Source organism: Leptotrichia sp. oral taxon 218, assembly GCF_018128225.1.
Lineage (GTDB): Bacteria > Fusobacteriota > Fusobacteriia > Fusobacteriales > Leptotrichiaceae > Leptotrichia.
Window position 1 is genome coordinate 283,691 of sequence record NZ_CP072377.1, and the last position, 23,347, is coordinate 307,037.

At 29.0% G+C, this 23,347-nt stretch carries 18 protein-coding genes; 16 read left to right on the forward strand and 2 right to left on the reverse strand.

Features of this window, described 5'->3' with window-relative positions; genetic code table 11:
- Nucleotides 1-39: 39 nt before the first annotated feature.
- A complete protein-coding gene (gene ppc, locus J5A73_RS01460; RefSeq protein WP_211615992.1) occupies nt 40-2,853 on the reverse strand; it encodes a phosphoenolpyruvate carboxylase in 2,814 nt (937 codons plus the stop codon).
- A gap of 234 nt (nt 2,854-3,087) precedes the next feature.
- Nucleotides 3,088-4,464 carry a carbohydrate porin gene (locus J5A73_RS01465; protein ID WP_211615994.1) on the reverse strand — a complete coding sequence of 459 codons (1,377 nt, stop codon included), beginning with the start codon at nt 4,462-4,464 and terminating at the stop codon, nt 3,088-3,090.
- Between the two features lie 208 nt (nt 4,465-4,672).
- On the opposite strand from J5A73_RS01465, the gene J5A73_RS01470 reads away from it, so the two are divergent.
- The 16 genes from J5A73_RS01470 (at nt 4,673) to J5A73_RS01540 (ending at nt 22,916) form a co-directional block, all read left to right on the forward strand.
- Nucleotides 4,673-6,013, forward strand: a complete 1,341-nt coding sequence (locus J5A73_RS01470; protein WP_060917505.1) for a TrkH family potassium uptake protein — start codon at nt 4,673-4,675, stop codon at nt 6,011-6,013.
- Nucleotides 6,014-6,029: 16 nt separating this feature from the next.
- Nucleotides 6,030-6,701: a TrkA family potassium uptake protein gene (locus tag J5A73_RS01475; RefSeq protein WP_094079962.1), complete on the forward strand. Its 672-nt coding sequence runs from the start codon at nt 6,030-6,032 to the stop codon at nt 6,699-6,701.
- A gap of 161 nt (nt 6,702-6,862) precedes the next feature.
- Nucleotides 6,863-8,572 carry a nitrite/sulfite reductase gene (locus J5A73_RS01480; RefSeq protein ID WP_211615996.1) on the forward strand — a complete coding sequence of 570 codons (1,710 nt, stop codon included), beginning with the start codon at nt 6,863-6,865 and terminating at the stop codon, nt 8,570-8,572.
- A 23-nt stretch (nt 8,573-8,595) separates the two neighbouring features.
- The gene (locus J5A73_RS01485) at nt 8,596-9,660 is read left to right on the forward strand and encodes a sulfate/molybdate ABC transporter ATP-binding protein (protein WP_211615998.1); all 1,065 of its coding nucleotides are present in this window, start codon (nt 8,596-8,598) and stop codon (nt 9,658-9,660) included.
- Between the two features lie 24 nt (nt 9,661-9,684).
- Entirely contained in the window at nt 9,685-11,382 is a 1,698-nt protein-coding gene (locus tag J5A73_RS01490; RefSeq protein WP_249069330.1) for an adenylyl-sulfate reductase subunit alpha, read from the forward strand.
- On the forward strand, nt 11,366-11,692 hold the full coding sequence (locus tag J5A73_RS01495) for a ferredoxin family protein (RefSeq protein ID WP_068154877.1): 327 nt from the start codon (nt 11,366-11,368) through the stop codon (nt 11,690-11,692). The genes J5A73_RS01490 and J5A73_RS01495 overlap by 17 nt, the downstream gene beginning before the upstream one ends.
- A gap of 125 nt (nt 11,693-11,817) precedes the next feature.
- Nucleotides 11,818-11,946: a hypothetical protein gene (locus J5A73_RS10635; RefSeq protein ID WP_256438645.1), complete on the forward strand. Its 129-nt coding sequence runs from the start codon at nt 11,818-11,820 to the stop codon at nt 11,944-11,946.
- Between the two features lie 265 nt (nt 11,947-12,211).
- Nucleotides 12,212-13,714: a hypothetical protein gene (locus J5A73_RS01500; protein ID WP_211616000.1), complete on the forward strand. Its 1,503-nt coding sequence runs from the start codon at nt 12,212-12,214 to the stop codon at nt 13,712-13,714.
- 67 nt (nt 13,715-13,781) lie between these two features.
- Nucleotides 13,782-14,516: an FHA domain-containing protein gene (locus J5A73_RS01505; protein WP_211616002.1), complete on the forward strand. Its 735-nt coding sequence runs from the start codon at nt 13,782-13,784 to the stop codon at nt 14,514-14,516.
- Nucleotides 14,516-15,082 carry a 4Fe-4S single cluster domain-containing protein gene (locus J5A73_RS01510; RefSeq protein ID WP_211616004.1) on the forward strand — a complete coding sequence of 189 codons (567 nt, stop codon included), beginning with the start codon at nt 14,516-14,518 and terminating at the stop codon, nt 15,080-15,082. Before J5A73_RS01505 ends, J5A73_RS01510 begins: the two co-directional genes overlap by 1 nt.
- Nucleotides 15,079-16,629: an AAA family ATPase gene (locus J5A73_RS01515; RefSeq protein WP_211616006.1), complete on the forward strand. Its 1,551-nt coding sequence runs from the start codon at nt 15,079-15,081 to the stop codon at nt 16,627-16,629. Before J5A73_RS01510 ends, J5A73_RS01515 begins: the two co-directional genes overlap by 4 nt.
- A 35-nt stretch (nt 16,630-16,664) precedes the next feature.
- Nucleotides 16,665-16,781 (forward strand): MarR family transcriptional regulator, encoded by a 117-nt coding sequence (locus tag J5A73_RS01520; protein ID WP_080667958.1) that lies wholly within the window; start codon nt 16,665-16,667, stop codon nt 16,779-16,781.
- A gap of 447 nt (nt 16,782-17,228) precedes the next feature.
- The gene (locus tag J5A73_RS01525; RefSeq protein WP_211616008.1) at nt 17,229-18,476 is read left to right on the forward strand and encodes an RNA-guided endonuclease TnpB family protein; all 1,248 of its coding nucleotides are present in this window, start codon (nt 17,229-17,231) and stop codon (nt 18,474-18,476) included.
- Nucleotides 18,477-18,517: 41 nt separating this feature from the next.
- On the forward strand, nt 18,518-18,847 hold the full coding sequence (locus J5A73_RS01530) for a hypothetical protein (protein WP_256438654.1): 330 nt from the start codon (nt 18,518-18,520) through the stop codon (nt 18,845-18,847).
- 6 nt (nt 18,848-18,853) lie between these two features.
- Nucleotides 18,854-19,618 carry a PP2C family serine/threonine-protein phosphatase gene (locus J5A73_RS01535; RefSeq protein WP_211616010.1) on the forward strand — a complete coding sequence of 255 codons (765 nt, stop codon included), beginning with the start codon at nt 18,854-18,856 and terminating at the stop codon, nt 19,616-19,618.
- Complete coding sequence (locus J5A73_RS01540; protein WP_211616012.1) at nt 19,611-22,916, forward strand: protein kinase; 3,306 nt, start codon at nt 19,611-19,613, stop codon at nt 22,914-22,916. Before J5A73_RS01535 ends, J5A73_RS01540 begins: the two co-directional genes overlap by 8 nt.
- The last annotated feature ends 431 nt before the right edge of the window (nt 22,917-23,347 follow it).

Consider the following 23,347-nt stretch of genomic DNA (forward strand, 5'->3'; position numbering starts at 1 on the left):
AAGGTGCAGTTTTTTGTTTTATAAAGTAATTATATTTTTTTATCCACTATTACGAAGTCCTGTTGCCAGTCCGTTTATTGAAATATGAATAGCTTTTCTTAATTCTCTTGGAATTTCATCCATAGATTCAAGTTTTCTTACTCTTTTTATCAATTCAATTTGTAAAAAGTTCATTGAGTCAAAATATGCCAAACGGTTTCTTAAGCTGCTTGCCAGTTCTGCATTATCAGCTAACAAAACATCATTTTTAGTAATTTTTTTAAGAACATCTATTGTAAGTTCCCACTCTGTCACAATTTCTTTTAAGATTTCCTGTGCCACTTTTTGATCTTTCGCAAGTTTTACATATTCAGCAAAAATTGACACATCTGATTTTGATAAGACCATATCTACATTTGAAATTGTAGATTTGAAAAATGGCCATTCAACATACATTTTTTGTAAGATTTCAAGTCTTTTTTCATCATCATTGATCCATTTTGTAAAGGCAGTTCCAACTCCGTACCAACCTGGAAGCATGATTCTAGCTTGTGACCAAGAAAATACCCAAGGGATTGCACGAAGACTTTCAAGTGTTTGCTTTTTCTTTCTCGATGATGGTCTGGAACCTATATTTAATCCAGAAATAAAGTTGATTGGTGTTACTTCAAAGAAAAATTCTGAGAAACCTTCTGTATTGTAAACTAGATCTCTGTAAGAATGATAACTCAATTTTGAAATTTCTTCAATAATTTTTTCATATTCTTCCCAAGCGGCATCTTCAACTGTTAAAGCACTAGATTCAAGTGCTGCAGAAACTAACGCCTCTAAATTTTTAAATCCTAAATCAGGATTTCCATATTTTGCTCCGATAACTTCTCCTTGTTCTGTAAGTCTTATTGTTCCATCTGTACTTCCTTCAGGTTGAGCTAAAATTGCTTCGTAGCTTGGTCCACCACCACGACCGACAGTTCCACCACGACCGTGGAAGAATGAAATTTGCACATCAAATTCATGTCCTACAGCAGTAAGTTCTTTTTGCGCTTTATACAAAGACCAGCTTGAGCTTAAATATCCACCATCTTTGTTACTGTCGGAATAGCCTAGCATAACTTCCTGTTTTCTTCCATTTTTTTCCATCCATTTTTGTACAATTGGAAGACTAAACCATTTTCTAAGTATATCTGGCGCAGCTTCCAAATCTTCAACTGTTTCAAACAATGGAACTATGTATAAATCACAAAATTCGTTCCCTTTGTTCCCTTTAGCAAGATTCGCTTCTTTTAATAAAATAGCTACTTCTAGCATATCTGACACACTTGTGGCATGAGAGATAAGATTTTTTTCAATAATTTTTTTTCCAAATCTTTTGTGAAGTGATTTTGCTTTTCTAAAGATAGCAAGTTCACTAGAAAGCAGATCGCTTTGCGGAATAGTTGGGTCACTTAAAATTCTAGGATCATATTCCAATTCACGAAGTAAAATTTCGCATCTAGCTTCTTCTGGCAAACTTAGATAATCTCCTAAGATATTTGCACTCTTTAACAATTCTGCAACACAGATTTCATGGATACTTGAATCTTGTCTTAAATCTATTGTAGCAAGGTGAAATCCAAAAATTTCAGTTGCACAAATTAGATTGTTAAGTGTTCCATGAGTTAAAAACTCGCTATTATTTCGAATAAGTGATTCAGCAACAATAACTAAATCTTTTGTAAATTCGTTCGAATTTTTATATGGCACATCAAATCCATTTTTTCTCTTTGGTGGCAATAAGTTAATATTTTTGTCACACAAAATATAGGCAGTGGCAATAAGTCTGTCTCTTATTGTTGTAATTGCTCTTCTGTAAGGCTCTTTTGTACGATGAGGAGAAACTTCTCCAGAAGCATCTGCTAGAGCTTGTAAGTCTTCTGTAACATTTGTCATTGTAATTGACATTGACAGATCTCTGTAAATTTTTTCCACTTCTGAAAAATAGTGCTGAAACAATGTAATTGCTTGTGCTTGAGCAGATTTTTCCAGTGTATCGACCGTTACAAAAGGATTTCCATCTCTGTCTCCACCAATCCACATTCCCATTGTAAGCGGAATTAAAGATTGCGAATTTTGAATTGAATTTCCTACTTTTTGTGAAATTTCCTGAAATTTATTTATTAAGTTTGGAATTTCACTAAAAAATGTGATATTGTAATAACTTAGTGCGTTACTGATTTCATCTGTAACTCGCAGTTTAGATTCACGCAGCATAGAAGTCTGCCACCAAATTTGGATTTCACGGTTTAATTTATCAATCCATTCTTTTTCGTCAATTTGTTTTAATTTTACATTTTCGTATTGATCCAAAATATCAGATATTTTTTTTGTAATATCCAAAATAGTTTTTCTTTGAACTTGAGTTGGATGGGCTGTTAAAACAGGAACAACTGATACTTTTTCCATCGCTTCAAGTATTTTTTCTTGAGAAATACCTTTGGCTTTTAGATTTTGCAGAGATTTTTCAAGTGTACCGATTTGTAATTTATTAGAAATACGGGCTCTTCTTTGTTGATGCGTCTGATAAACATCTTCTGCGATATTAGCTAGTGCTGCTGCAATCGAAAAACTTCTAATTACACGCAAAATTTCGCTGTCAGTCAAATCAGAGAAAAATGAAGATAAATTTTCCCTAGTTTCGTGTTTAAGCATTTTGTAATAATTTTTCGAGACGGATGTAAGGTTTTCAGTAGTTTGGTAAATATGTAGTCCCGCATAGTTGAATATAGTTTCTCCCAAAAGGTTAGCTAATAATTCATTGTTTGCAAATAAAGCTTCTTGCTGTTCATCGAGTTGTACCGACAAAAGCGGAGTTATTGGCAAATTTTTTAGACTCATAATTTTCACTCTCCTTCATAACATAAAATAATTATAATTTTTGATAATTTATTTTAACATATTTAGAATTAAAATACAATTTTAGTTTTTTAGTTGATCAAGTAAAATATTTGATTAACAAATAGTTTTTTTATAAAAAAAGAGAAAATCATTTACAATATAATTTTTTTATTTACTGAAAAATGATTTTCCCTAAAATTTTAAAATAATAATTTTTTTATTAAAAGTTATAAATTAGAACCAAACTTCTGTTTGAACTCCAAACTGAACACCTTTATTACGCTCTTTTCCATCTGAATCAACTCTTATAAATTTCTTATCTCCAAATCCATGTCCATAAGTTACAAATGCTCTAATTTCAGGTCTTCCCCAGAAATTTTCTGTGTCAAGTTTTAAAGTTGGAGCAACTGTTAATTTGAATAGTCCACTGTTGTAGTTTGTATTTCCTTTATCAACTTTCACATAGTCCAGTCCTGTTTCATATTGCATAGCAAAATGTTGTGTAATTGGATTGACAACTCTTATTCCAGTTGTTACCCATTGTTGTTTTTGATCTTTTTTTCCACCAAAGTTTTTGTCGTATCTATAACCTAATTCAGGCATAATTTGCCATCTATCTGAAAGATTTGCTTGACCGTATGTCACTAAATTCACAGAATAAGCATCTTTTCTAGTATCTCCCCAAGCGGTAGCACTTCCAAGTCCACTTCCAGAACCAAGTCCTTTACCACCTTGAAGAACTATTTTAGAAGATCCTTTGTCCTTTAATCCATAAAAACCAGGTAGGCTATAACTTACAGAACCTTGTGCTCCCCATTCAGTTATATCTTTATCTGTAGAATCTGATTTCATTGTGTGTCCTGCTAGTTCAAAAGCCCATGGACCTACTGAATATCTTGAATGAAGTGTGTATTCAGGATGATCACTAGGATCGTTTGCAATTAATGCAACATCAGCTGCTCCAGAACCAAGTTTAATATTTTGAATTCCTGCACCTGTTCCTGAATAGTTTCTAATATAATAGTCATTTATATGAATATCTTCTCTTGCATAATATCTTTTCCCTGCCCAATAAGTAGCTCCGTCATTTGGAGTTATATCAACATAAAATTGTCTAGTTTTAAATGAATCGTTTTCAGAACCTGGATTTGTTGAACTTCCTGAAGTCCATGTTTTATATTCGTCTCCTGCACCTGATTTTGTTGAAAACATGTAGTGAACTGAACCTTTTGCTCCATTTACATCAAATTTTTTAACCAATTCTAATTCAGCATAAGTGTCATCTTCATTACCTAATCTATATTTTTGAGCAAATCCTTCATCTTGAACTTTAAATGCGCTTCCTTTATCTCCATTTTGATTTATAAGAAGTCCTGCTCTTCCATAACCGTGAAATTCAAATCCATCAGTTAATTTTGATATGTCTAATGCTGGAGCTTCTGCTACAACTGGAGCAGGAACTTGTTTTTCAGCAATTTGTTTTTGTAATTCTTCTTTAGTTTCTCTTAATTCTTTTTCAAGTCTATTCACTCTTTCTTCAAGTGTTTCTGCATTTACAAATGTACAAGCCAGTAAAAACGCTGTTAGAGCCAGTAATAGCCTTTTTTTCATAATAAATCCCTCCATATAATTTTTTATTAATATTCTATTTAATTCAAACCTTTATATAAGTATATCCCAAATTTTTTCATTGTCAATACCAAATAAATATTTTTTCTAAAATTCATATTTTACTTTTATTGACAAAAAAAAATGAATGTGATAAATTTATTTTAGAAAGTTTAATATTTTTAGAAAAAAGTGAATGGAGGAAAATAAAATGTTTTTAAAAAATAAATCTTTTTCGCCATATATGACAATATTGCTCTCATTTATGGTAGTTACAATTTTAGGTGGGATTTTGTTGTCTTTGCCAATTTCTATGAGGTATGGTAAAAGTGTGAAATTGATTGACGGATTTTTTATAGCAACTTCAGCTATTTGTGTGACAGGGCTTTCCAGTATTGATATAGGCAGTGTTTATAATATTTTTGGGCAAATGGTGATTTTAGTATTGATCCAGCTTGGAGGGCTTGGAGTTATAACATTCACCTCAGTTATAATCATTATGATTTCCAAAAAAATTGGGTATTACACGAAAAAAATCGTTCAGGAAGATATAAATATTGACACGACTTTTAAAATCGAAGAATATGTGAAAAAAGTTATTTTGTCTGTAATTGTCATTGAATTTATCGGAACTGTTATTTTGTTTTTTGAATTTATAAAAAAATTTGGTTTTTTAAAAGCAGTTTATTATTCTTTCTTTCATTCTGTTTCGGCTTTCTGTAATGCGGGATTTTCACTATTTTCAGATAATTTATACGGATTTAAAAATAGTTTTATAATAAATATGACAATTCCGCTTCTGATATTTTTGGGTGGAATTGGATTTTCAACGATTTTAAATTGTTATAATGTTTTGCGGAAAAAAGAAAAAAGATTGACTTCAACAACTAAATTAAGTATTAAAATATCTATTTTCTTAGTAATAATAGGAATGGTTGCGATGTTTATTTTGGAATATTCCAATAAAAGTACAATTGGAAATTTATCTTTTGGACAAAAATTGGAAGCATCATTTTTTCAAAGTGTAACGACGAGAACAGCAGGATTTAATACCATTTCAATTTTGGGTCTAAAGAGGTCAACTTCACTATTATTTGTTATTCTTATGTTTATTGGAGCTTCCCCTGGATCAACTGGTGGCGGAATAAAGACTACAACGATTGGACTTATAATTTTAGGAACTTTAGCGACATTAAAAAATAAAGATACGATTGAATATGATAAAAGAAGCGTAAGCTGGAGGATATACAGTAAAGCAATAACCGTATTATTCATTTCACTTATTTATACGACAATTTGTGTATTTTTATTGATTTTATTTGAAAGGAATAAGAATCTTTTGGATTTGGTTTTTGAAGTGTTTTCAGCGTTTGGAACTGTCGGACTTTCAAGAAATTTGACTCCAAGCCTTGCGGACATTTCAAAATTTATACTTATAGTTACGATGTTTGTTGGAAGAGTTGGTCCACTTACAATTGCTTTGGCATTATCAAAGTCAAATTTAAAAAAAGGACGTTACACTTATCCACAGGAAAATATTTTAATAGGATAATTTTTAGGAGGAAAAAATGGCAGGATATTTAGTTATAGGAGCGGGAAAATTTGGAAGAAGTATTGCAAAGACGCTTTATAATCACAACGAAACTGTGCTTGTAATCGATAAAAATGAAGAACTTACACAGCAGATAATAGATGACGGAATTGTTGGAGAAGCGGTTTCTTTTGATGTAACAGAAGAAAATTCTCTAAAAAAAGTGGTGAGCAGTGATGATTTTGAAGTGGCTTTTATTTGCATTGAAGGAAGTTTGCAAACAAGCGCATTAGTTACAGTTATGTTAAAGGAGCTGGGAATAAAAACAATTATTTGTAAAGCTATTACAAAAATTGAAGGAAAAATTTTAGAAAAAATTGGAGCGAAAAAAGTTGTATTTCCTGATGAAAGTGTTGGAAGAGAATTAGCTTTTGAATTTTTAAAGCCAGATGTGACAGAGCATTTGAAATTTTCTGAAAAATATAGGATTTTTGAATTTAAAGCGCCTAAAAAAATTATTGGAAAAAGTCTTATCGAGCTGAATTTAAGGAAAAAATATGAAATGAATGTAATTGGAATAAAAAGAAAAGGCGAAGAACTGAGAATATCGCTTTTGCCAGATGAAAAAATTTTGGAAAACGATATGCTTTTGGTCGTTGTAAATGTTGAAAAAATGATACAGTTTAATAGGGAATATCTAGGGAATTAAAGGTTAAACAAAACTTTGACAATCATTTTATACAAATTTAAAATATAGGTTTATTTTTGTATATACAATTATAAAATAATGTAAAAAAGTATATAATAAATAAAAAATAATTGTGGATAAATAATTTTTTAGTAAATAAAAAAATTTTTGGAGGGAAAAATATGAAATTAAATGATTTTAAGGAAATTGAAAACTATCAAAAAGAGAGAGAAAAAAAGGAGCTGGATTTTATTTTAAATTTGACTCAAGAATCTTTTAATGATAAGGAAAAAGAAAAGGAATGGAATAAACTTAGGACTTCGTTTGCACTTTATACTGAAGGTAGAATTAAAGGGACTTATATGACAAGACCTCGATTTTTTGAGAGTAAAATAGACATTGAAGATTTTGAATATTTATTGGATGTTGTGCAAAAATATTGTGATGGAAGACTTCATCTTACAACTAGACAAGATTTTCAGCTTCATGGAATGAAAAAAGAAAATTTACCAAAAATTTTGGAGGTTATTTCAAAAAGAGGATTTTTTACAAAAGCGACTTGCGGAGATTCAACTAGAGCTGTAATTACACCTGAAACAACTGGATTTGAAGAAGAAGTCTTTGATGTTTCACCTCATGCGAGAATAGTTACAGACTATATTTTAAATGGTCGTGAATTTATGCACTTGCCAAGAAAATATAAAATTGCTTTTTCGAATAAAGAAGAAAATTCGCTTTATGTGAAAATAAACGACATTGGATTTCAAGCAGTTATTCAAGATGAAAAAAAAGGATTTCGTGTGTATGTTGGTGGAGGAATTGGACCGATTTCAACTAATGCGATTGTTTTAAGAGAATTTATCGAAGAAGACGAATTTTTGTATTATATTCATGCAATAAGAAATGTGTTTAATGACCATGGAAATCGTAAAATTCGTGCTAGAGCAAGACTTCGTTATGTTTTGCTAAATTTAGGGGAAGAGAAATTCTTGGAATTGTGTAACGAATATATTTCTAATTTTTATGCAGAAAAAGGGGGCAGTCTTAAAATTTATACGAGAAAATTACTTGAAGAAAGAGAAATTTTGGATAGAGAAAAAGAATTAGAAAAAATAAAAATATTTTCTAGTGAAGAAAATACGGATGAAAGTATTAAAAACGACGAATTCTTGAAAAATGAAAAAAATATCGTGGCAGGAAAATATAAAGGAGAATACGGATATTATTTGAGACCTACGAGAGGAAATATTTATAAGGAAGACGGAGAAAAATTAATTGAATTTGTAAAAAATTTGGATTACAAAGTTGAATTGAAACTTACAAGTTTTCAAAGTATTTTGGTTCGTGGACTTAAAAAAGAAGATGTATTAAAATTAAAAGAAATTATGAGCGAATATTATGGCGGAAATGAATTTTACAGTTCATATTCTTGTATTGGGAGTACAACTTGTAATGTCGGAATTTTGGATACTCCGCCAATTTTAGACTATATTTTTGAATTTTTTGACAATGATGAAAAAAGAGAGCTTACAAATTATTTACCACAAATAAAAGTTACTGGATGTCCAAATTCTTGTGCAACTCCGCAAATTGCCAGACTTGGTTTTAGCGGAAGAAGAAAAAAAGATGGGGAATATTTTGCAATTTTTGCAAGGGGAGAATTTAGTGGAAAAACTGTTAAACTTAATGAAAACTTGGGAGAAATAAAAGCGAATAAAATACCATATTTTCTTGAAGATATTGCAAATATTATAAAAAATGAAAATATTGAATTTGAAAAATTTGCAAATGAAGATAGATTTCTTGGATTAATTGAAGATTACAAAGAAATTGAAGTAGAAAATGTTGATTTTAATGAATTTCGTAAAATTGATGCCGAAAAGGCTTGGTAAACTAAAAAAGTGTGAGGGAATATATGTATGTTGAATTAAAAAATGTGAATAAGATGTACAATGACTACAAAGCGTCAAATGACATCAATTTAGGAATAAAAAAAGGAAAATTAGTGGCATTACTTGGTCCATCTGGAAGTGGAAAGTCAACAATTTTGCGAATGATTGCGGGACTTGAAACACCTGATTCTGGAGAGATAATCATTGACAAAAAAGTTGTAAATGATATTTCACCAAGTAAAAGAGGAATCGGATTTGTTTTTCAAAATTATGCGCTTTTTCGGTATATGACTGTTTTTGACAATATTGCGTTTGGACTAAAAATTATGAAGGAGAAAAAAAGTGTCATAAAAGAGAGAGTTAAAAAACTTATGAAACTTGTAAATATTGAAAATTTGGGAGATCGTTATCCAAATCAGCTGTCTGGTGGACAAAGACAAAGAGTGGCTTTTGCAAGGGCATTAGCACCAAATCCAGAACTTCTTTTGTTAGATGAACCTTTTGCGGCAATTGATGCCAAAGTTAGACAGGAGCTTAGAAACTGGCTTCGTGAAACTATTGACAAAGTTGGAATTACGAGTATTTTTGTGACACACGACCAAGAAGAAGCGATAGAAGTTGCTGATGAAATAATTGTTACAAACAAAGGGAGAATTGAGCAAGTGGGTTCTCCTAAAGAAATTTACAGTAATCCAAAAACTGCATTTGTGGCAAAATTTATGGGAAACCCGATTGAGCTTGAGAACATAAATAAGTTTAAGGGATTTGAACATTTGGAAAATAATTCAAAAGCGATAATTAGAGCAGAAAATGTTACGATTATAAAAAATGGAGAGCAGTTTAGATATTCGGCTTCGACAGAAAAAGGAATTGTAGAATATACGCTTTTTCGTGGAAAAGAAGTAGAAATTGGAGTTAGAGTTAACGGGATTCTAATAAAAGGGAATAGAAAAATTGAAGAAGATGCGGTTTTTAATAATGAAGAAGTGAATGTATATATTTATCGTGCTTTTGTTTTTGATAATGACGAAAAAGTGAAAATTGTGGAAAATGCGAATACTCGAAATCAAAACGATGTCGTAATTTAAAAACTTATAAAAAGGAGATTTAATGTGCTAAAAATAAAAGAACTTGAAACAGATGTGCTAATTATTGGCGGTGGAACAGCTGGTTGCTATGCGGCTGTAACAATTAGCAAAAACTCTGATTTATCGGTGCTTGTTGTGGAAAAAGCAAATATTAAAAGAAGCGGATGTCTTGCGGCTGGGATTAATGCTATTAATGCTTATAATGTGAAAGGCAGAGTACCACAAGATTATGTGGATTACACGATAAAAGATGCAAATGGAATTGTGAGAAAAGATTTGGTTTTAACCGCTGCAAATAGATTTAACGAAATTACGGCTGAGGTTGAAAAATTAGGACTTGTAATTTTGAAAGATGCAAACGGGGAATATGTCAACCGTGGAAATAGAAATATTAAAATAAATGGAGAAAATTTTAAACCGATACTTGCCAATGCTGTGAAAAAGTCTAAAAATGTAAAAGTATTAAATACTGTAAATATAACAGACTTAATCACAGAAAATGGCGAAATTAAAGGAGCGGTAGGTTTTTCTATAATAGAAAATGCGGCTTATAAAATTTTAGCAAAAAAAGTGATTGTTGCGACAGGAGGAGCCTCTGGACTTTATAAACCAAATAATCCTGGATTTTCTAGACATAAAATGTGGTATCCGCCATTTAACACGGGTGCTGGATATGCGATGGGAATAAAAGCTGGAGCAGAAATGACAACTTTTGAGATGAGATTTATTGCGCTTAGATGTAAGGACACAATTGCGCCGACTGGAACGATTGCACAGGGAGTTGGAGCAAAGCAAGTAAACTCAAGAGGTTTTGTATATGAGGATAAATACGGAATTACAACAAGTGAGCGAGTTTATGGAACAGTTAAGGAAAATCAGCTGGGAAATGGTCCTTGCTATTTGAAAACAAGTGGAATTACAGATGAAGAAAGTGAAAGTTTGTTAAAAGCATATTTAAATATGGCACCAAGTCAGACGCTTAAATGGATAGAAAGTGGGAAAAATCCGAATGAGCAAGATGTTGAAATTCAAGGAACAGAGCCTTATATAGTTGGAGGACATACAGCGAGTGGATTTTGGATAAATACGAATAGAGAGACGACTGTAAAAGGTCTTTATGCGGCAGGAGATGTAGCTGGTGGCTTTCCGCAAAAATATGTCACAGGAGCACTGGCAGAAGGAGAAATTGCTGCACTTGACATAATTTCAAAAATAAAATTAGAAAATAAAGAAAATAAAGAAAATCAAAATTTTTCTGAACAATCTGAAAAAATAATAAAAGAATATGAAAATATTTTAAATTTTGAGAAAAATAAGATAAATGAATTTTCAATAGAAGATTTGGAAGAGGGAATGCAAAAAGTGATGGACGAATACGCTGGAGGAATTTCTGCAAATTATCAGTTTAATGAAAAACAGTTAAAATTAGCGGATGAAAAAATTTCTCAGCTGCTTGAACTTTCGAAAGATGTAAAAGCAGAAGATATGCATGATTTGATGTTTGCGTATGAATTAAAAGATAGACTTTTAGTTTGTAAATCGTTAATTGCGCACTTATTTTACCGAAAAGAGACGAGATGGCACACATTTAATGAAAATTTGGATCATCCGAAAACAGACGAGAAATTTTTTAAATATGTTAATTCGAAATTAATAGATGACAAGTTGGAAGTTTTTACAAGAGAAATAGTGAAGGAGGATTTCTATGAGCATAGTAATTGATCCATTAAAATGTATAGGCTGTACAAAATGCACACAAGTTTGTCCAGGAACTTTGATAGAAATGACCGATTTAAAAATGGACAGAAAAAAAGCGGTTATGAAATATCCAAAAGACTGCTGGGGATGCGTTTCATGCGTAAAAGAATGTCCAGTTCAAGCGATTTCATTCTTTTTGGGAGCTGATATTGGAGGAAATGGAAGTACGATGGTAACAAAGGAAAAAGGTGATATTTTGAGCTGGATAATCGAGAAAAGAGATGGAACGACTCAAGTAATTGATATTAACAGGAAAGATGCAAATAAATATTAAAAAATTAAATTTTAGATAATTTTGAATAATAATTAATAAAAAATTAAAAAATAATAAAAATATAATTTTTTTATGTTATAATTAAAATAAATTGAGAGTTTTATATTTTTAAAGGGGGAATAAAAATGTCAAAATTATTTAAATTTTTGGTTATTGTTTTAGCGACAATGTCGTTGGTCAGTTGTGATGGTTATTTATGCGAACTGGGGTCACGAACGGCTTGTATAAGATATGATCATAATTATGAGAAATAAAAATATATTATTTAAAATTTAGTTTACAAAAAAGATTGGATGAAAAATAGGTCCAATCTTTTTTATTGACTTTTTCTTTTAAAATATGATAAAATTTTTATAAATATTAATAAGAAGTCTCTTGCTTTTGCAAGTGAAAATAATTTAAAGTAAAATAATTGCACAATGAGAAAGACCGTCGTAGAAGAATTTATTTTAAAATTTAAAGATGGTCTTTTTTGCATTTTGGTTATTTTTATTAATAAAATGAATGGGAGAAAAGTGGATGAGTGGACCGAAGACTAGTGAAGCACGATTGGATGTTTCAAGAGAAAGAAAAATGGAAGAAGAACGAATAAAAAAATCGTATATAATATATAAGATAAAAAGTGGAGAAGAATTTTTTTATAATTCAAATATTAATATTACTGACTGTGATATTCAAAAAAAATTAAATGAAAAATTTTTGGCTTATAAAAAAAATTTTGATAAAAAGTTAAAAAATTTATCTAGGAAGGCAGTTCCTAATAAAAATGTAGAAACTTTGGAAAAGATGGGAAGAGAGTTTGAGAGTTCTTTTTCTGAATTTAAAGAAAATTATGAAAAAGTATTTTTATTTTTTGAAAGTAACTTGAATAAAATTGATCAAAACGAAATTTTTAAAATGAAAAATGAAACAATTAACTTGATAGATCAGATTTCTGTTACTGGAAGTTTGCAGATGAGACTTATTTCACCTAAACTTGAAAAACTAGTGAATAAGTTTTTGAGTGCAAATAGAAGAGATATTAGTAAAGTTGAAGAAGTGAAAGTGCAAGATGTGAAATTGTCTAAGCAAAAAAGTTTGAAAGCATTTGAATTTTCACAAAAAAATTTGAAAAATCAGAAAAATGGTGAAAATGAAGAAAGAAAAAAAAGCGAAGAAAGAGAAGAGAGAAAGAACAAAAAGGTTGATGAGAAAACTATTTTTTTAGAAATTGATAAAAATGTAAATGATGTTTTGGAAGAATTGAAAAGTTTTTTTGATTCAGACAAGTTTGTTGTGAAAACTAAAAATGAAATTTTGTATTTGGAAAAAGAAATATTGAAAATTAAAGATGATAAAAAAGTTAATTTTGAAATAAAAGAAAAATTGATTTTGGAAGAAAAAGAAATAATTGAAAATAGATTGAAAGATATAGAAATTGAAAATAAAAAAATAGAAAAATTGTATAACGATTATTTAAAAGAAGTTTATTTTTTGGGAATTGAAGAGAAAAAATTGATAAAAGATTTTTTGTCTGAAGAAGAAATAAAAAAAGAAATAGATTTGCTTAAGAAAAAAGGTAAAGAAATCGTCAAAAGAAACTATATTAAGGAACAGATTGACGAAGTTATGGCAAAGCATGGATTTAATGTGATTGATCCAGAAGAAATTGATGGAGTCAGAAAAAATACAGAAGTACTTTACGGAATTGATGATTCTACAGGGATAAATGTATTTATGACAGAGAATGCATCGCTTGTTACACTAAAAGTTATTGGAATTGGATTTGATGATGAAATTACGGATCAGGAATCGGAAAGATTGTATCAGGAGCAATGCAATTTCTGTTCACTTCATCCAGAACTTTTGGATGAGTTGAGAAATCGGGGAGTTATTTTGGAAGAGAAAAAATATAATAAGGCTGATAAAAGATATAATTCTAAAATTAGAGTGAAAAATTTTGCAAGTGATAAGAAATCTGATGGAAAAAATAAAAGAAAATTAAGAGATGCTGTCAAAAAGAAAAAAATGTATAAAAAATAAAAAACAAAAAATAAAAAAATAAGAAATTAAGATATAATATAAATAATATTAAGATAGAGGTAAATAAATGAAAATTTGTAAAGAATGCGGTTATGAACTTGAAGATGATGAGATAGAATGTCCTAATTGTGGGGAAGTTTTTGCTGAAAGTGAAGAAAAAAATATAAAAAAAATTGACGATGACAAAAATAATAAAAAAACTGAAAAAGATATAGAGAAAAATATTGAAAAAGAAGAAGAGAAAAGAGAAGAAACTAAAACTGGGAAAATGTTGGCAAGATGTAATGTGACAGGTTTTGAAGTTGAAATAAATGAAGGTGAAACTGAGTTTTATTGTGAAGATTGTCAAGAAGAGCACAGTATAGATGGCGAAATGTATGTTGCTATAAATTTGGAAAAAGAGGAAAAAATTGAAGAAATAGAAGAAAAAAGAAAAAAAAGAGAAGAACAAAAAGAAAAAAATTTAAAAACTGAAAAGAAATTTGAAGAAGAAGCACTTTATCTGCTTTTTCGAGGTAATGAAACTGAATTTATTAAAATCCCTAAAACTGGTGGAACAGTTGGAAGGTATGGAGATTACGGAGCTAAATTTTTTAATGAAAGATATATGCAAACGGTGTCGGGAGAACATTTAAAGATTGATTATAGAGGTGGCGACTGGATAATTGAACATCTTAGTAAAACTAATGATACGGAAGTGAACGGGGAAAAAATGGAATATGAAAGTCCTATTATTTTGAAAGACGGTTTTAAGATTACACTTGCTAAAAGAATAGTTTTTACAGTTAGGATAAGATCCTAATGTATGTAGATAGAATAATTTATCCAATTTTTTCACTAGGACCTGGAAAAAGAGTGGTAATTTGGACAAAAGGATGTACCAAAAGATGTAAAAATTGTTCTAATCCAGAATTGTGGGATGTTGGAAAAGCCAGAAAGAGAAGTGTAAGAGAACTTTTTCAGATAATAGTTAATATAAATAAAGAAAATCGTGTTGATGGGATAACTTTTACTGGTGGAGATCCGCTTGAGCAGTTTGGTGAAATTATTGAGTTTGCAAAGCTATTAAAAAATTTAACTGACGATATTCTGGTTTATACTGGGGATTATTTTGCAAATTTTGATGAAGAGAAAAAAGAAAAGATTAGAGAAAATATTGGTGTTTTGATAGATGGACCTTATATTCATGAACTTAATTTTAAAGATGTAAATTTGAGAGGGTCTAAAAATCAGAATATAATTTATTTTAACAAAAATTTGAGAAATAAATATGAGAAATATTTGAAAAAGGGAAGAATGATACAAAATGTTATGATGGGGGAAAAAATAATATCCGTGGGAATACATAATAGACAGGAGGAACTATGACTGATAGAAAACCTAAGTGGCAAAAAGAGCTGGAAAGTTTTAAGGGAATAAAATCTACTTTTATAATTGAAGGAAATATAAATGATTTGTATCCATTTTATGAAAATGGTAAAATTGTTAATTATATTGAATTAGACTGGCTTTTGATGAAAACATTTAAAGATTTTTTTGAAAATGAGAATGAAGAAAAAATTAAATATGATTTTGTTTTTTGTAATCCTGTTTTGGGATTTTACAATAGAAGTATTAAAGACAATGTCGCTGATATTTTGAAAAAATATGATAATTCTAAAAACAGTATTTTTAGTTCGAGAGAAAATTTGAATTATAAGATTAATGATATTGAAAAATTTTCTGAAATTGTGAAAAATGTGGTGATGGCAAAAGGAGAAAATCCTGTTGCAGTAGTTGTGAACTTTGCCGCAAGATATATCTCTTCTCCAAATTCTCTGGAAACAAGCGAGAACAATATGTTTATTAATTTATTGGAAGCGTCGATAAGAGCTAGAATGACAAACGGCTATGTGAATACTTTGATACTAGTTGTTGAAAAATTTAATGATTTGCCGTCGTGGTTTTATTATAATAATCCAAATGTCAGAACTATCACGATTCCGAATCCTGATAAAAATATGAGAAAAAATTATATTGAAAAAATATATGAAAATGAATTGAAAGAAGAATTTGAGACTAAAGATAAATTTATTGACAATACTGAAGGACTGAAAAATAGAGAATTAAAAGAACTAAAAAACCTTTTTAATAGGTACAAGAAAATAGATTCTGAATATTCATTGCTAGATGCATTGACGATGTATAAATATGGAATTAAAGAAAATATGTGGGAATCTATCAGCGAGGAAAAAGTAAAAAGTCTTGAAGAAAAACTGAAAGAAAGAGTAAAAGGGCAGGATAGAGCTGTGAAAAAAGCAGTTTCAGTTGTAAAAAGAGCGGTTGTGGGAATGTCAGGTCTGCAGCATTCATCTGGCAGCAAACCAAAAGGGATTTTATTTTTTGCAGGGCCTACAGGGACTGGGAAAACTGAACTTACAAAAGCGCTTGCGGAAGAACTTTTTGGAGATGAAAATAATTGCATAAGATTTGACATGAGTGAGTACTCAGAATCACATTCGGACCAGAAGCTATTTGGAGCACCGCCGGGATATGTTGGCTATGAAGCTGGTGGGCAGCTTACAAATGCGATTAAAGAAAGACCTTTTTCAATTTTACTTTTTGACGAAATAGAAAAGGCGCATCCTTCAATAATGGATAAATTTTTGCAAATACTTGAGGATGGAAGAATGACCGATGGTCAAGGTAATACTGTGTATTTTTCAGAATCGCTTATAATTTTTACTTCTAATTTGGGAATTACAAAAAAAGTAGTAGATTTGTCTGGAAACGAGAGTAGGCAAATGCTTGTGAATATTGACGAAGATTACAAAACTATGGAGCAAAAAGTTATAAATGGGATAACGGCGCATTTTAAGCCAGAAGTTGTCAATAGAATTGGAAATAACATTGTTGTGTTTGATTTTATTAAATAGTACAAGAACACTCGCAACTTTAGTCGTGAGATGAATTGTATGAAAATTTTAGTAAGCATATAGGGAAACTTGTATGTAGACACGGAGCAAAACCGTGCAACAAAGAAACTGAATTGCTGGGAACTCTTAAAGCTAGTATAACCACAACATAATACCTAAGTGAATGGTATAAGTGTGAAGGTGGCGAAAGCAGAAAAAATATACTAGATGGTGCAAGGTTAAATCCTAAACATTATAATAATAGACAATCAGCAGCTAAGCCTGAAAAGGAAAGTTCAACGACTATCCCTCGTGAGGGGAGTACAATACAAGCGATTGGTATTGGAAGTGGTTTCGCCTAAGTCCTTGAAATAGGATATGGATAAGATATAGTCTGTGCTTGTTAGAGATAACAAGAAGTTCAAGGCTAATCTCCTTAATTTATTAAGGAGTACATATGCCATGAGAACTGCATAAGTAGTAGCGCACTTATGTGAACGACGCTTCCCACTGTTGTGGGGTTTTAAAAACTTTAAAAATATTTAAAAAATATTACTTTTTAATAGATAAAATGTAGAATATACGGTATAATATCTCTGATGAAAAGGAGGTGATTATATATGTATTTAACATTAAAACAACAGGTAAAACATCTTAGTAAAAAAGAGTTTAGAAATTTAAAATATTTGTGCCATATAGCTAAGAATTTAAAGAATCAAGCTATATATAATGTTAGACAGTATTATTTTAATAAGAAAAAGTATTTAAGTTATAACGAAAACTATAAAATGCTTAAAAATAGTGAAAATTACAAGAAATTAAATTCTAATATGGCTCAACAAATTCTAAAAGAAGTAGACGGAAGTTTCAAATCATTTTTTGGACTTTTAAAACTTGCTAAAAATGGTCAATATGATAATAAGAAAATAAAATTACCTAAATATCTTGCTAAAGATGGATTTATAACTCTTGTTATAGGTTTTGTTAGATTAAAAGACGATATTCTGATAGTTCCTTATTCAAATTCGTTTAAGAAAACTCATCAGGAAGTTAAAATTAAGCTGCCACCAGTATTAAAAGACAAGAAAATAAAAGAGATTAGAATAATACCAAAACAACATTCTAGGTACTTTGAAATTCAATATACTTATGAGGTAGAAGAAGTTCAAAGGGAATTAAATAAAGAAAATGCACTAGGAATTGATTTAGGTATAAACAATCTTTGTACTTGTGTAACTAATAACGGAGCATCATTCATAATAGATGGTAGAAAATTAAAATCTATTAATCAATACTATAATAAGATAAATGCAAAATTACAAAGTATAAAAGATAAGCAAAAGATTGAGCGAACGACATTAAGACAAAAGAGAATAGCTAGAAAGAGAAATAATCGCATAAATGATTATCTTTCAAAAGCAGCAAAAATAATTATAAATTATTGTCTTAATAATGATATAGGAAAACTAGTTCTAGGATACAATGAAGATTTTCAAAGAAATTCAAATATTGGAAGTATAAATAATCAGAACTTTGCAAATATACCATATGGAAAATTAAGAGATAAATTAATATATCTATGTAAACTATATGGAATAGAATTTAAACTGCAAGAAGAGAGTTATACATCAAAAGCAAGTTTCTTTGATGGAGATGAGATTCCAATATATGATAAAGAAAATCAAAAAGAATATATATTCAGTGGAAAAAGGATAAAAAGAGGACTATATCAAACAAGTAAAGGCTATCAATTAAATGCAGATTGTAATGGAGCATTAAATATATTAAGAAAAAGTAAAGTTGTGGATTTAAATATCCTATACAATAGAGGTGAGCTGAACACACCTAAAAGAATAAGGGTAGTGTAAAGCTATCAAATTTCTTAGAAAATTTTTAAATATTTTTAAAAATTTTAGAACCCTGCGACTTTGGTTGTGGGAGGTTCAGAAGGGAAGAAGTTACAAAACTTATAGTTAAGGCACAAATTAATAAAATAAACAAAAATATTAAAAAATTGAAAAAAATAGAAGTTGTGACGAACGAAGAAATATTGGAATATTATTATAAATTGGCACAGGAGCAAAAAGTAAGGGAAATGGGTGGAAGAGGAATCGGAAACTTGATTGAAGAAAAATATATAAATAAATTGTCTGATTATATGTTTGATTCAAGAAATGAAAAAGGGAAAATTTTAACTTTTATTGAAAATGGAGAAATTGATTTTAGAAGAGAGGGATAGATAGTTATGTATAAATTTTATTCGAGAAACGATATTGGCGCTTATGAAAAAGTTAATGATGATAAATTTATGATTAATGGGAAAATTGTTGAAGATGGAGATTTTAGCGGAGAAGTTAAAAATTATGTAAGTGCGGTTTTGTGTGACGGAGTTGGAGGAGAAGCGCAAGGATATAGAGCGGCACTTAAGACACTTGAAGTCTTTAAAGAAATTCAGTCGGAAAATGTGGATAAAGAAAAAATTAAAGATACGGCAAGAAAAGCAAATTTGGAAGTTTTGAAACTTCAAAGAGAAGAAAATAGGGAAAAAGGGTTAAAAACTACATTAGCGGGAATTTATGCAAATAAAGAAGTATTTATTTATTATAACATTGGAGATAGCAGAGTTTACAGATATAGAAATGGTTATTTACAAAGACTTACAAGAGACGACTCAAAAGTGCAAGAATTTATAGATGACGGAGTTTTGACACCAGAACAAGCGTTTGAATCTCCACTTAAAAATATTATAACTAGATGTATTGGTGGCAAAAATGAATTTGGGATTAATATAAATTCTTCTAAAGTTGGATTGATGGACGGCGATGTGATATTATTGTGCTCGGACGGAATTACAGATGTCATTGACGATAGTTCTTTAAAGGAAATTTTTGATAAGAAAAAAACTGTGGAAGAAACTTTGAAGGAAATACATTTGACAAGTTTGAAAAACAAAAGTATGGATAACATAAGTTTGATTTTGATAAAAAAGGAGAAGGATACGAATGAGTGATAAAAAGAATACTAGAATTCCAACAATGCCACAATCGGAAGACAAAAGAAATCCTACTATGCCACAGGATAGTGGAAGAATGCACACAATTCCTCAGAATGACAGATTTCCTGCGATTTCGCAAGAAGACAAAGTAGAATCTAAAAATTTTAATATAAGAGAAAATTTGAAATATATTTCTGATAACGATCGGCTAATTTTGGAAATTAAACCAGAAGATAGAATGAGTGTTTCTGGGGGAGAATCAATATTATTTAAAAATAGAGTTTTCGACAGAAGGAAGAACGAAGTTGAAGTTGTCATAAAAATTCTTTTGAATATAGATGTTGATTCTGATTCTGAAAAATTGGAAAATCGTAAAAAAATCTTGGATGTAGTTTATCAAAAAAGAGCGGAAGTTGAAGAAAATAATTTGGCACGGGTTATTTCTTACGGAAAAGTTGTGATAGAAGGAAAAGAATATTTTGCAGAAGTTTATAGATATTATTCTGGCGGAGATTTGTCACAAAAATTGCCGATGGACTACGAAAAAATTAAAAATAAAGTTGTGCCGTCGCTGTTAAAAGCTATAAGATATCTTCATAAAAATAATATAATTCACAGGGATATAAAACCTGAAAATATTTATATTCACAACGGAGAATATTATTTGGGAGATTTTGGAATAGCTCGTTTTTCGCAAAGAGATATTGATTATGACGAAAAAAAAGTTGGAACATTGGGATATTGTGCTCCTGAGCTTTTGATAGCAGAAAAAGGAAGAGTTACGAAAGAATCTGATTATTATTCATTGGGACAGACTTTGTATACACTTTTTACAGGAAAAATGATGTATGAGAATATTTTGAAAAATAATAATAAGACATACGAAAATAAAAAAAGTGAAATACTTGATATGATGATGAGAAAAGAGGGAACTTATGGCTTTGCTTATTTTCAGAAATATAAATTATTTGGAGCATTATTAAAGGGTTTGTTAAAATATTCAATTTCAGATAGATTTAACGATACTGATGTTGAAAAATTTATTAATGATGATGAATCTTTGATAAGAAAAGCAAAAATGGAAGAAGAAAATGAAGAATTTTTCAATTCGCCATTAAAAATTTTTGGAAATAATTTTTGGTCAAAAAGTGAAATATTTGAGTTCTTGTTTAAAAATACAAATAAAATAGATGAATTATTAAATAATGAATATTTATCTCGATATTTTGAAAAAAATAATATGTTTTCAGATGAAAATAAAACAGAAATTATTGAGAGAAATTATTTGAGCGGAAATGATTTTGATAAAAAATATCAAATAATGGAACTTTTTAAGTTTTTAAAAGATGAAAACACATTAATTTGGGATGATTTTGAATTAAAAGAACCAAAAGATATTCTTAAAATTTCTTCGAGCGATTTGAAACAATTAATTCAAAGAAAAGTTATTCAAAACTTTTTGAGTGAAAATTTTCAAATAAATAAAGAAATTCTTGATATGTTTGAAGAAATTAAAAATTATAATGACGGTTTGATAAAATGCATATTAAATATTTATTTTAATTCTGGTCAAAATGGTTTTGAATATCAAGGGAAAAATTTGAATAAATTGATTACAGAATGGACGGAAAGTAATTATAGTCAAATGCTAACGGTACCATTATTAGCTTTATTATATTTAGAAGGTTACAAAGAAATTCTTTCAAACGAAATTTATTATAAATTTAAATTTTTAATCGCTCTTGAAGAAAATGCTCATGAGAATTGGGTTAAAGAAAAAATTAGAGAATATTATTTAGATTGGCAAAATGAAAGATACAATAGATTAAAAAATTTTATTAAAGATATTGATAAATACGAAGCAACTGGAAATGAATCGAGAAATATTCTTCAAAATATAAAAAATTGTCAAATTTTTTCGGATAAAATGGATATAAACGAAATAAATAGAAAAATGACTGAATTTGAAAATGAATATAAAAAGTTTGAGATAAAATTTGAAAATAATCTGTATAATGTGGTAATGAAGTCTTATGACGACGATGTTATAATAACACGATATTATGATAAATATTTTAGAGATAATAATTTAAGAAATTATTGTGAAGAATTAAAAAATGAAATTTCTTTAAAACGAACATCGTTGGAAAATATAAGAGTAGATCATATTATAGTCAATTTAAAATTAATTTTTGTATTTGCTTTTGCTTTTTTTATATTGGGATATATTTCAGGTGATCAGTTTAATTTATTTGCAAATATTAAAAATATCGGAGTAAAAGAATTGCTTTTTCAAATAAAATATTTATTTTTTGGATTAGGTGCATATTTTCTGGTTAAGTTTTTGATTTGTATAATTATGTTTATTAGTACGAGAGATTATATTATTTTAAAAATACGGTATAATAATTTTTTCAAAGAAACATTTGGAAGTAATTATGAAAATCGTTTGAATGAAATTTACAATTTGATTTTAAATAAAAATAGTGGAAAATTTACAGAAGATTATTCGCAGAGTTTTGATGAATTGGAAAATTTGGAAAATAAATATGCTAGAAGTGTCGAAAGTTATGAAAAGAATAAAAAAGGTATGAAAGTGATAATTGGTGTATTGCCAATACTGCCTTTATTAGCAATTTTGTTTTTTGGGTATAAAAATTATTTTATAAGTGATGTCTACAAAACAGATATTATTGAAGCAAATAGTTATTTTATATTCAAAGTATTTTGTTATTTTTTATTTTTATCAATAATTTATGTGAATGCAATAGAAAATTATGTAAGCAGAAGTCTAAAAAATTTGGACAAAGTTTTTCTTGGTTTATCAATTGTTACTGTAATAGGATTTTTTATTTATAACAGAACATTAGAGTTTGAACTTAAATTTTGGCTTCCGTGTGGAGTTGCAATAGCACTTTTAGTGATGCTTGTTTTAAAAATAGACGAAGTAACTGAAGTTCCGATTAATAATACAAAAGGTGCATTATTTTATATTGGTTTAATCATAGGAATTTTAGTTCCAATTTATTTTTTAACTTTGCCGATGAAATGGTGGGGATGGCTTTTCTTACTTGCACCAGCAGCGGTGATATTTATAACAGGTTCTGATGGTAGCTATGATAATGCAATTCTAGGGTGGATTACATATAAAATTCCGTTTGCATTTTTAGGATATTCAATTGCATTAATAAATTTAGGGAATCCTTCAAGTGATGTACTTACAAATATTGTCTCTGGAATTTTTGGTTTTTTTCTATTTCTTTTGGGAGATATTTTAGTGGCAATAGCAGTTGTATTTCTTGGTGAATTATAAAATTTAAAAATTTATCTTAATAAAAAAATCCGAAATTATATTCGGATTTTTTATTAATTATAATAGACCTGTTCGATAACTATACAAACTTAGAATTTAATAAAATAAACATCTTGAAGCAAGGGGTCTTGACCCCTTGTATAGATAAAAAAACTTAGGTTATCGAACATATCTAATATATATTTTTTATAAAATTAATAAAATAAAATATATCGATAAAATAGAATAATCACATTTAATTTTTATTCCAAAATAATTTTTCTTTTAATTTATCACTTCCTTTGTTTTTTTCATTTTTTTGTGTTACTGTCTTTTTTTCTTTTATTTTAATTTACTTTACTCTGCTTTGCTCTACTTTCTTTTTTTTCTTTTCTTTTCTTTTACTTTAATTAATTTAATTTAATTTCTTAATTTAAATTAATTATTGTTAT